This window comes from Candidatus Phaeomarinobacter ectocarpi (genome assembly GCF_000689395.1).
Classification (GTDB): domain Bacteria; phylum Pseudomonadota; class Alphaproteobacteria; order CGMCC-115125; family CGMCC-115125; genus Pyruvatibacter; species Pyruvatibacter ectocarpi.
On record NZ_HG966617.1, the window covers coordinates 1727615 to 1738432 of the forward strand.

Sequence of the window (10818 nt, forward strand, 5' to 3'; positions counted from 1 at the left end):
CACAAAGATGTGCAGCCATACGGCTGCTGTCCACCGGCAAAGCCGGTGAGCAGGAAAAAATCATCAAAAAGTAGAAAAATGGTGCGGTCGAGAAGACTCGAACTTCCACGGGTTTTACCCCACAGCGACCTCAACGCTGCGCGTCTACCAATTCCGCCACGACCGCACGGTAGAACCTGCAAATGCCGCCAGAAGCGGCCAAACAAAGCAGGGACCGCCGTGTAGCAAACTGCCGGGCGCAACACAAGGCCTTGGTCTGGCCCCGATTGGACACCTGATCAGAGGTCCAATCCGGCCCAGGCCTTGATCCTAGATACCGTCGCCGTCGACGAGGCCCGGCACATGAATTCCGCACTCATCCTTGTCGGTTCCAGCCCACCGGCCTGAGCGGTAATCATCGCCTTCTTTCACACGATCCGTGCACGGCATGCAGCCGATTGAAAGGTAACCATCCTTGACCAGCGGGTGCCGTGGCAGTTTGTGATCTTCGATGTAGTTCTTGAGGTCATCGAGGTTCCAGTTCGCCAATGGATTGATCTTGAAACGTCCAGGCGTACCGTCCGCGTTCGCTTCCTGCTCAATCGTGGGCATGCTGGCGCGCGCGCCAGTCTGAAATTGTTTGCGGCCGGTGATCGAGGCCTCAAAATTCTTCAGCCCGTGCGCCAGCGGCAATACCTTGCGGAAATGGCAGCAGCCATCCGCATCCCGCGCCCACAGGTCGCCGGCGGGATCTGACACAGCTTCCACACGGGGATCCGGGCCAAGCGACCGAACATCCGTCAAGCCAAGCTTGTCCTGCAGCCGATCGCGATAGCGAAGCGTTTCACCAAACAGCTTGCCGGTGTTGAGGAAGAGCACTGGCACTGTTGGGTTTACTTCAGACAACAGATGCAAAAGCACGACCGCTTCAGATCCGAATGACGAAACCATGGCGATCTTTTCGGGAAACGCCTTATGCACCATCGCATCCAGCAACTCGGCACCTTCCAGGTGACCAAAATCACGACGCAACTGCTCAAGCCGCGCAGACGTGACGGTTTCTGAATCCATTGCCTGACGTTGCACAGGTGTTGTCCGTTCTGTCGTGGTGGCCTGCAATGCGGTCATGACAGCCAACCTTTCTCATCAATAAGAGCATTGGTACGCTTGCCCAGTTCAGGCAGGGGCACCCCCTCTTCACGCCAGCGCGTTCGAGCGCTGGCAATTTCATTTATGTGGTCTGCCCACTCTTCGCCGAATTCCTGACCCAGATGTGCTTTCAGGCGACGTGCAAGTCCCGGAGAGGCGCCGCCGGTTGAAATCGCCAGCAGGAGATCTCCCCGCCGCACCATGGCCGGGACGTGAAAATCACACAGCGGCCGAACATCCTCGGTATTGACCAGCACCTTCCTTGACCGGGCAGCCGCCGCCAGCCGTTTTTCATCCGCCTCCGCAAGGTCGGCAATGAACAAGACGTCCAATGCACCCAGATCACTGTCTTCCGGCAGACGGCGCACGAGCCGAGCGCCAGCGGCTTCCACCATCTCTGCGTCCGCATCAGGCGCGTAAACGTCGAAATCACCTGCACCTGCTTCCGTCAGCAGCCGGATACGCTGGCGGGCCGCAGCACCACTCCCGGCAACAGCGACCGTCAACCGGTCCAAATCTAGTGAAACGGGAAACATGCAAAGGCTACCCAACAAAACACCTGGCGGAATGGCTGCTTTCGGCCCAATTCCATCGGGTGAGAGCGGCCTATTGACCAAGAGTTAAGGGGTAACCGCCGTTTGTTCAAGCAAAAGGCGTGAAATAGAATAAATCACACAAATTAAGCGTAATTAAAGCGGTCGCAACCGGCTTCTGGCTCAGAAAGTGTGTTGCTGCAGGACTTCTGTAATGGAAACGCCCACATGGTCGCCCTGAACAACGATTTCACCGCGTGCAATGGGCTGATTGTTGGCAAGCAGCCAGACTTCCTCAGTTTCACCCGCATCCAGCTCAATCACAGCCCCACGGCCCATCTTCAGGAGCTGATGAATAGGCATGGTCGCCTTGCCGAGAACAACGGAAATCTCAACATCAACTTTTTCAATGGCGCTCATGGTACGGGTCCAGACTGCATGATCAGCCCTTCATCGGGCGATCCGGTTCCCCAACCTCGCAAAACAGGGTTACCCATACGTAAACGCGAATAATGATATAGAGACCTTCATGAGCGTTTCCGAAGACACATCCGCCCGCGCGCCCGTGACCCGGCTCCATACTGATGCTGCGTACGTTGAGTGGCGTATTTCACCAGATCAGGTGCCCTACCCTGTGGCACTGGCGGAAATGGAAGCACGTGCGGCCGCCATTGCTGCCGGAGAGGCCCCTGAACTTGTCTGGTTGCTGGAACACCCGCCCCTTTACACGGCAGGCACCAGCACCGACCCCAAGGACCTACTGACACCCGACCGGTTCCCGGTTTATGAGACCGGGCGCGGCGGCCAATACACATACCATGGGCCAGGTCAGCGCGTTGGCTATGCCATGCTCAACCTCAAGACACGCGGACAGGACGTCCGGGCATTTGTCGCAGGTCTGGAAGACTGGATCATCGGCAGCCTCGCCCACTTTCACATCAGCGGCGAAGTGCGCAACGACCGGGTGGGTGTGTGGGTCAAGCGTCCCGATCGTGGTGCCGCAACAGAAGACAAGATCGCAGCCATCGGCGTGCGGGTCCGCCGCTGGGTCACCTTCCATGGCATCAGCATCAACGTTGACCCGGACCTCGAACATTTTTCAGGCATCATACCGTGCGGCATCCAGCAGCATGGCGTTACGAGCTTTGAAGATCTGGGCCTGACGGCCTCCATGCCTGACCTCGACATGGCACTGCGCACTGAGTTCGAGCGTGTGTTTGGTCCAACGATTGACGAGACCCCCGAGTAAGGCGTCAGGCTAGCAAGCCCAGAACTTCAGCGGCGGCATCAAACTCTACTTTGTGAAACGCTGCGCGTTCTGCAGCTTCTTGGTCTTCGCCCCATTTGTTGATCTGAAATGTTTCGTCCACGCGCGATGCCGCATAGGCGGCCTTGGCATCAAGGTGCCCTTTGAGCATCGCCAGGCCAATGACCGCGCTGCCTGAGATTGTCACCAATGTGTGCAGAGCCGTCAGGCTGATCGGATCAACTTCTTTCAGAAGAAGCGCCACCTGACGAAGTGCCTCGTCGTCCTGTTGCACATGAATGATGCCGCTGGTTGCTTTCAGGCGGGCTCCAGTTGCCTCTGCAAACCATTCCAGCAAGGGATCCCACGCCTGCCCCTGCAAGGCGACAAGTTCCTCCGGGTCATCCGCCCGATAACAGACGAGATCTGTACCGGCGTAACCGACAATCTCGTCAATCGCCGGCCCGTTATCCAGCGCCACACGATCAATGGCGGTTGTCACAATACGTGTCCGAGGCATGGTCGAGGGATCAATATGAGACGCTTGCGCCTCCCACTCAGCGGCCACAGCCTCACCCAGTTCTGCACTGGGCACACGAACCGCCCTTCGGCCCGGCGTCTTGAGTTCTCTCTCATCAAGAGCAATGGCAAACCCGTCATCCCGTTTGGCACTCGCAGCTACCTTGTAAAACCGCTTGGAAAGCCGTGCGTCACGTTCTCCTTCAGGATCATAGGTCGCGACAAAGGTAGGTTTATCGGTGTCACTCATATTCAGCTTTTGCCTTCATGCATCATGCGGCGCACGTGAGCCAAAGCATGATCAAGCGCGCTGAAGTCATCAATCACAACGTGCGCGCCTGTTTGCTTCAACACATCCACGGTGTGATAGCCCCAGCTGACGCCAACAGCACCCGCCCCCGCCGCACGCGCCATCTCCATGTCGTAGCTGGTGTCGCCAATCATGATGGTCTCATGCGGATCAGCACCCACATCGCGCATCGCAAGGTTGAGCATATGCGGATGCGGCTTCCCCGGGCCATCATCAGCTGTGCGTACACTGATGAAATGATCCCGCAACCCGTGTTCTTTGAGAACATTCTCCGCGCCGCGTCTGGATTTGCCCGTCGCCACACCAAGAAGCGCCTCAGTTCCGGCCAGACGCGTCACAGCATCATGGGCACCATCGTAGAGATACTCGCCAATGTCGCCGCTTGCGCGCATGCCGGAGAAAACATCCTTGTAGGTCTCTGCCAGCGTTCCATGAACATGCGCTCCATGATCCGGCATCAAGCGCGCAATGGCGGGTTCAAGTGAAATGCCAACCACGGACAGGATGTCATGATGTGAAGGTGGCGCATGGCCGTGCGCTTCAAAGGCCTGAACCATGGCACTGGTAATCGCGTGCTGGCTGTCCACCAATGTGCCGTCGCAATCAAAGACAATGAAACTCAGGCTCACCCTTCCAACTCCGCAAAGGGGTCTTCGTCATCCGTCTGGCTAAGGCCGAGCAACGACCACGTGCTCTGCATGTGTTCGGGCAACGGCGCACTCACTGTCAGCATGTGTCCCTTGGGATGGCGAATTGTGAGCTCGCGGGCATGCAGATGCATCCGCCTGGGAATTTCCCCACCGGGATGGGCCTCGGCCCCGCCATACTTGCCATCGCCCACAATGGGTGTGCCAAGGGCAACAGCGTGGGCACGGATTTGATGGGTACGACCGGTGACCGGCTTGAACGCCACCCATGCCAGTTTCTGCCCTGCCTGAGAAACAACCGCGTAGTGCGTGATCGCCTCTTTTGAATCCATGTCGTCCTCATCGGCCGCATGCACCCGCTCGCGCCCCTCAGAGCCGGCCTTGGCAAGCGCAAGATTGATCGTCCCCTGGTGAGGCCGCGGTACGCCTTTGGTGAGCGCCCAGTAGATCTTACGCGTGTCATGCCGTTTCAATGCCCGGCCAATCTTGGCGGCTGCATCGCGCGAGCGGGCCAACATGAGAACACCGGATGTGTCTTTATCAAGCCGGTGAACAAGTCGCGGACGTTCAGGCGCATCAAACGTCAGAGAGTCCAGCATCGCATCAATATGCTTTTCTGTGCGCGAACCACCCTGAACTGCCAGACCAGCGGGCTTGTTGATCACGATCACATCATCATCGCGGTGCAGGACCAGGTCGCGCAGAAACGCCCCGTCCTGTGGTGCGGTGCTCTGGCGCTTTGGCCTGGACTGGGCCGCCCAGGAATCTTCCGGCAATGGGGGAACACGGACCGTCTGTCCCTGCTCCACCCGCGTTGACGCCTTGACCCGGCCGCCATCAACACGCACCTGACCGGTACGCAATAGCTTTTCAAGGCGCCCATGGCCAAGCCCCGGAAACCGTCCCTTGAACCAGCGGTCCACACGTAACCCGTCTTCGCCGGGTTCAACATCGATGATTTGAACGCCGCTCATGACATGACACTCCGAACGAGCCAAAGGCCCGCAAACAAGGCTGCGATGGCAAGCACCGCCGAGCCAACAATATAAATGAAGGCCAATCCCCACTCGCCGCGCTCCATCATCAAAGCACTTTCAAGTGAAAAGGCAGAAAACGTCGTGAAGCCGCCAAGCAGGCCCACGGTCAAAAACGCACGCAGCTCCGGGCTGTATGAAAACCTCAATGCGCCAGCCTCAACAACCACGCCCATAAGGAAACCACCAACGACATTTACCAGCAGTGTCCCCACCGGAAAACCTGGACCAAATAGCGCAAGTGCGCCCGCGCCAACAGCATACCGCCCAACGGCACCCAGCCCCCCGCCCAGCGCAATGGCAACAATCATGTTCATGATCGGCCACTCCTAATCTTTGCGAAATACGCCAGACGCTTGTTCAACTCGCGTTCGAACCCTCGGTCCGGTGGCTGATAGAAACTGGGCCGCTCGCCGATCTCTTCAGGGAAATAGGTCTGACCCGAGACACCGCCTTCAGCGTCATGGTCATACTCATACCCTGAGCCATACCCCTGCTCCTTCATGAGCTTGGTTGGCGCGTTGAGAATGTGCTTGGGCGGCATCAAAGAGCCGGTCTCCTTGGCAAGGCGTGTGGCCGATTTGTAGGCTACATAAGCAGCGTTGGATTTGGGTGCAGTGGCGAGATACACCACAAGCTGGCCCAGCGCCAGTTCGCCTTCGGGGCTACCCAGAAAGTCATAGACCTCCTTGGCCGCATTCGCCTGAACAACCGCCTGCGGATCAGCCAGACCAATATCCTCTATTGCCATGCGCACCAGGCGCCGGGCGAGAAAAAGCGGGTCCTCTCCAGCCGTCAACATGCGCGCCAGCCAATAAAGAGCCGCGTCAGGGTCTGATCCGCGTACGGATTTATGCAGGGCACTGATGAGATTGTAGTGCCCATCCTGCCCCTTGTCATAGACAGGCGCACGACGCTGCACGGTCTCCGCCAGGGCGGCGCTGTCCAACGGCTCCGCCTCTGCTGGAAGCGTCAGCAGCTCCTCAGCCAGATTGAGCAAGAACCGGCCGTCGCCATCAGCCATCGCCTTGAGGGCATCACGGGCGTCGCTGGTGAGCGGCAATACTCTGCCCTCAAGCGCCTCGGCGCGCGCCAGAAGCGTCTCCAGCGCCTGCTCTTCGAGACGCTTGAGCACAAGCACCTGCGCACGCGACAGAACAGCGGCATTCAACTCAAACGACGGGTTTTCTGTCGTGGCCCCCACCAGGATGATTGTCCCGTCTTCCATATGGGGCAGAAAGCCATCCTGCTGCGCACGGTTGAAGCGATGGATCTCATCCACAAACAGCAGTGTCCCCTTCCCCATGCCGCGCCGGGACTTAGCAGCATCAAAGACTTTTCTCAGATCAGCCACACCTGAGAAGATTGCTGATATCTGGACAAACTCCATCTCCGACACTGCGGATGACAGCAACCGGGCAATGGTCGTTTTTCCAGTGCCTGGCGGTCCCCACAAAATCACCGAGTTGAGGCGGCCCGTTGCCAACATCCGCCCCAGAGGAGCGTCGTCGGCAACCAGATGGTCCTGACCGGTGACCTCGGATAAGACAGCCGGCCGCAGGCGATCCGCCAGGGGGCGTGGCGCTTCGCTCTCAAGACCAGCCTGTTGGAAGAGATCGGACATGGCTGCACCATATCCGATTTGGCAGCCATTGGGTCAGTTGTGTAGGCGGAGTTAAAGGCGAACGTTGGTATTGAACACCTGCTCGCCGCGACGAACCGACACCTGCCAGTTGCGGCCACCACCCGTCAACGCACTCTCAAGCGCGTCCACATCCGCCACCCGTGTGTCATTGACACCGAGAATGATGTCGCCCGGCTGAACCCCCAGACGATTGGCAGCGCTGCGACGCACCACTTCAGTCACCACAACGCCGGACAACATGGGATCCAGACGGATTTCCTCAGCCAGAGCTGGCGAGAGGTTTGCAACGGTTGCCCCTGAAAAGGGGTGCGGCCCGTCGAGCTTGGTTGTATCCCGGGCTGGCCGCTCAGGAGGCGCTGTGAGCGTTAGCGAGCCCCTGCGGGCAATACCATCGCGCAGGTAGTCAATCGACACACTGGTGCCAACCTCGCGCGTGGCAAGACGGTATCTAAGGGCATTCTCATCCACCACGTCATGCACATCCAGATAGCGGATGACGTCACCGGTTTCCAGGCCCGCGCGGTCGGCTGGCCCACCCCGATATACATCTCCAATCAGTGCGCCGCCGGGACGATCAAGCCCAAGGGACTGGGCAAGCTCAGACGTCACAGTCTGAACCGACGCGCCCAGCCAGGGCCGCACCACCCGGCCGTCATTGCCGTCCTGGGCTGATGCCACAACAAGCCGGACCATATTGGCCGGAATGGCAAAGCCGATACCGATGGACCCACCAGAGCGCGAGAAGATGGCGGTGTTCACACCTACGAGCTGCCCATCCATTGTCACCAGAGCACCACCCGAATTACCCGGGTTGATCGCCGCATCCGTCTGAATGAAGAACTGGTAATCCGTCACGCCAACCTGGGTACGCGCAAGAGCAGAGACGATACCGCTGGTCACCGTCTGTCCAACGCCAAACGGGTTCCCGATGGCCAGGACAAGGTCCCCGACCTCCAGACCATCAGAGTCGCCAAACTGCAATGTGGGCAAAACTTCACCCTTGGTGTCGATCTTGAGAATGGCGAGGTCAGTCCGCTCGTCCGCCAGCAGCACTTCCGCCTCAAACTCACGACGGTCCGAGAGCGCCACGGTGAAAGTGTCACCATTTGCGATCACATGATTGTTCGTCACGATGATGCCGTTGGCCGCGACAATCACACCAGAGCCCAACGAGCTCTGCACCCGCTCCCGCGGCATGCCGAACGAAAACCGGTCGCCAAAGAAGCGTTGGAAAAACGGGTCATTGGCAAATGGCGAGCGCGCCTGCTCGCGAACCACGCGCTTGGTAAAGACATTCACCACGGCAGGGGCCACCTGCTTGACCAACGGCGCAAAGCTCAGATCAATCTGCGCTTTCGACGTGGGAACAGTTTGGGCCTGCACGGTCTGTGTCGCGGCCACGATCGCCATAAGGCTAAGCCCGACAGCACAAACATATCCGGCAATTTTGCGCACCATCTTGCGTCTCACTCCAAAAGCTTCGCGGGGGCATCTATCTCAAAAGACAGGCTGCTCTTCGATCTTGCATAAGCACACCCGCTGACATCAAGCATTGTCGATTGAGATAATGAACAACGCAGATGAATTGAACCTGACCCGAAACGACACAAACAAAAAAGGCGGCTCTCAGTGAGCCGCCTTCTTGGTCGTTCTTGTCAGCTGACGCTTACGCTGCGTCCTGCTCGTCTGCTGTCAGGTCCGGACCGGAGTCCTGGCCCTTGGCGGACGGATCGCGGTCCACAAGCTCGATGACGGCGACGGGCGCGTTGTCACCATAGCGGAAGCCAGCGCGCATGATGCGGGTGTAGCCGCCCTTGCGGTCTGCATACCGCGGACCAAGCACATCAAACAGCTTCTGGGCCCACTTCTGCTCAGGCAGCTTTGAATAGGCCTGACGCCGGGCATGGAGGTCACCACGCTTGCCGAGCGTAATGAGCTTCTCCACATAGGGGCGAAGCTCCTTTGCCTTGGGCAGCGTTGTTACAATCTGCTCATGCTTGATGAGCGCAACCGCCATGTTGGCCAGCATCGCCTTACGGTGAGGCGTGGTCCGGTTAAGTTTGCGGTGGGCTTTGCCGTGACGCATCTTCTTCTCTCCTTAAGCGCAGTTACCCCGTTGGGCAGGCGCCTAGTACTGATCCTCGTAACGCTTAGCCAGGTCTTCGATGTTCTCCGGTGGCCAATTCGGCACTTCCATACCGAGGTGGAGACCCATCTGGGCAAGCACTTCTTTGATTTCATTCAGCGACTTACGGCCGAAGTTCGGCGTACGGAGCATTTCCGCTTCTGTCTTCTGAATAAGGTCGCCAATGTAGACGATGTTGTCGTTCTTCAGGCAGTTGGCTGAACGGACAGAGAGCTCAAGCTCATCTACCTTCTTCAGCAGTGCCGGGTTGAACTCCAGCTCGGGACGCTCTTCAACAGGCTGTTCCGGGCGAGGCTCTTCGAAGTTCACGAAGGTCTGCAGCTGGTCCTGAAGAATACGGGCTGCATAAGCAACCGCATCATCCGGCGTCAGTGAGCCATCGGTTTCAACTGTGAGCGTGAGCTTGTCATAGTCGAGAATCTGTCCCTCACGGGTATTCTCAACCTTGTAGGACACCTTGCGGCACGGGCTGAAAAGGCTGTCCACCGGGATCAGGCCAATCGGCGCATCTTCGGGACGGTTGCGATCCGCCGCAACGTAGCCCTTGCCGAGATCAACTGTGAATTCCATGCGGATTTCAGAGTCTTCATCGAGCGTGCACAGCACGAGATCAGGATTGAGGATGTCGATATCCGCACCCGTCTCGATCATGCCCGCAGTCACCGCCCCGGCCTTGTCAGCCTTGAGCGTCATGCGACGTGGGCCTTCAGAATGCAGGCGGATCGCCATCTGCTTGATGTTGAGGACAATGTCGGTGACATCCTCACGCACACCAGCAACAGAAGAAAACTCGTGCAGCACGCCGTCAATCTGAACAGACGTCACCGCAGCGCCCTGCAGCGATGACAGCAGAACACGGCGCAATGCGTTGCCGAGCGTCAGGCCAAAGCCGCGCTCAAGCGGTTCTGCAACGACCGTTGCGATCCGCTGGGCATCACGGCCCGGCTGAATGTCCAGCTTGTTGGGCTTAATCAGTTCTTGCCAGTTCTTCTGGATCAATTTGTTAGCCTCGTTCATCTAGCGGCCCCGCTTGGCACAAAGCCAGGATGGTGAAATCACCAAGGGGGAAGGCCGCGAATTTAAGTCCGTAGTAGGACGTACCGTCCGCCGAAGAGCTGCGTTAGACGCGGCGCTTCTTCTTCGGGCGCACACCGTTGTGCGGAATGGACGTAACGTCACGAATGGTCGTGATGGTGAAGCCAGCGGCCTGCAGCGCGCGAAGAGCTGATTCACGCCCGGAACCCGGACCTGAAACCATTACTTCCAATGTGCGCATGCCGTGCTCGGCAGCCTTCTTGCCCGCGTCTTCTGCTGCGACCTGTGCAGCAAATGGCGTGGACTTACGTGACCCCTTGAATCCCATGGTACCGGCTGATGACCAGGAAATCGCATTTCCCTGTGCATCCGTGATGGTGATCATGGTGTTGTTGAAGGTCGAATTCACATGCGCCACACCTGAAGAGATGTTCTTGCGTTCTTTGCGGCGTACGCGGGTTGCTTCTTTTGCCATCTTGTCCGTTTGTCCTTGTCAGCCAGCGGCGTATCCCTGATTGCCCCGCCCCGGGGCCCAAGTCGCGCTGGCAAAAGCTGTATTACTTCTTCTTACCGGC

General features: G+C 58.4%; 13 protein-coding genes and 1 tRNA gene. 1 reads left to right on the top strand and 13 read right to left on the bottom strand.

Annotation, left to right across the window (positions count from 1 at the left end):
• Positions 1–79 precede the first annotated feature (79 nt).
• The 4 genes from BN1012_RS08280 to BN1012_RS08295 form a co-directional block, all read right to left on the bottom strand.
• Positions 80–166, bottom strand: a tRNA-Leu gene (locus BN1012_RS08280).
• A gap of 143 nt (positions 167–309) precedes the next feature.
• On the bottom strand, positions 310–1107 hold the full coding sequence (locus BN1012_RS08285; RefSeq protein WP_244442881.1) for a phosphoadenylyl-sulfate reductase: 798 nt from the start codon (positions 1105–1107) through the stop codon (positions 310–312).
• Positions 1104–1664: a precorrin-2 dehydrogenase/sirohydrochlorin ferrochelatase family protein gene (locus BN1012_RS08290; protein WP_043949255.1), complete on the bottom strand. Its 561-nt coding sequence runs from the start codon at positions 1662–1664 to the stop codon at positions 1104–1106. Before BN1012_RS08290 ends, BN1012_RS08285 begins: the two co-directional genes overlap by 4 nt.
• Positions 1665–1844: 180 nt before the next feature.
• Positions 1845–2081 carry a FliM/FliN family flagellar motor switch protein gene (locus BN1012_RS08295; RefSeq protein ID WP_043949256.1) on the bottom strand — a complete coding sequence of 79 codons (237 nt, stop codon included), beginning with the start codon at positions 2079–2081 and terminating at the stop codon, positions 1845–1847.
• Positions 2082–2190: 109 nt separating this feature from the next.
• Here BN1012_RS08295 and lipB point away from each other — a divergent pair, with 109 nt between their 5' ends.
• Positions 2191–2910: a lipoyl(octanoyl) transferase LipB gene (lipB, locus tag BN1012_RS08300; protein ID WP_081826295.1), complete on the top strand. Its 720-nt coding sequence runs from the start codon at positions 2191–2193 to the stop codon at positions 2908–2910.
• 4 nt (positions 2911–2914) lie between these two features.
• On the opposite strand, the gene BN1012_RS08305 is transcribed toward lipB, so the two are convergent.
• From BN1012_RS08305 to rpsK, 9 genes are all read right to left on the bottom strand, one after another.
• The gene (locus BN1012_RS08305) at positions 2915–3676 is read right to left on the bottom strand and encodes an ATP12 family chaperone protein (RefSeq protein ID WP_043949257.1); all 762 of its coding nucleotides are present in this window, start codon (positions 3674–3676) and stop codon (positions 2915–2917) included.
• 2 nt (positions 3677–3678) lie between these two features.
• Complete coding sequence (locus BN1012_RS08310; RefSeq protein WP_043949258.1) at positions 3679–4365, bottom strand: HAD-IA family hydrolase; 687 nt, start codon at positions 4363–4365, stop codon at positions 3679–3681.
• A complete protein-coding gene (locus BN1012_RS08315) occupies positions 4362–5357 on the bottom strand; it encodes an RluA family pseudouridine synthase (protein ID WP_043949259.1) in 996 nt (331 codons plus the stop codon). The genes BN1012_RS08310 and BN1012_RS08315 overlap by 4 nt, the downstream gene beginning before the upstream one ends.
• The gene (gene crcB, locus BN1012_RS08320; RefSeq protein WP_043949260.1) at positions 5354–5734 is read right to left on the bottom strand and encodes a fluoride efflux transporter CrcB; all 381 of its coding nucleotides are present in this window, start codon (positions 5732–5734) and stop codon (positions 5354–5356) included. The genes BN1012_RS08315 and crcB overlap by 4 nt, the downstream gene beginning before the upstream one ends.
• Complete coding sequence (locus BN1012_RS08325) at positions 5731–7041, bottom strand: replication-associated recombination protein A (RefSeq protein WP_043949261.1); 1311 nt, start codon at positions 7039–7041, stop codon at positions 5731–5733. The genes crcB and BN1012_RS08325 overlap by 4 nt, the downstream gene beginning before the upstream one ends.
• A gap of 51 nt (positions 7042–7092) precedes the next feature.
• On the bottom strand, positions 7093–8520 hold the full coding sequence (locus BN1012_RS08330; protein WP_043949262.1) for a DegQ family serine endoprotease: 1428 nt from the start codon (positions 8518–8520) through the stop codon (positions 7093–7095).
• A gap of 208 nt (positions 8521–8728) precedes the next feature.
• Positions 8729–9148, bottom strand: coding sequence for a 50S ribosomal protein L17 (gene rplQ, locus BN1012_RS08335; protein ID WP_043949263.1), 420 nt, complete (start codon positions 9146–9148; stop codon positions 8729–8731).
• Positions 9149–9190: 42 nt separating this feature from the next.
• On the bottom strand, positions 9191–10225 hold the full coding sequence (locus BN1012_RS08340; RefSeq protein WP_043949264.1) for a DNA-directed RNA polymerase subunit alpha: 1035 nt from the start codon (positions 10223–10225) through the stop codon (positions 9191–9193).
• Between the two features lie 103 nt (positions 10226–10328).
• Entirely contained in the window at positions 10329–10718 is a 390-nt protein-coding gene (gene rpsK / locus BN1012_RS08345) for a 30S ribosomal protein S11 (protein ID WP_043949265.1), read from the bottom strand.
• Positions 10719–10818 lie beyond the last annotated feature (100 nt).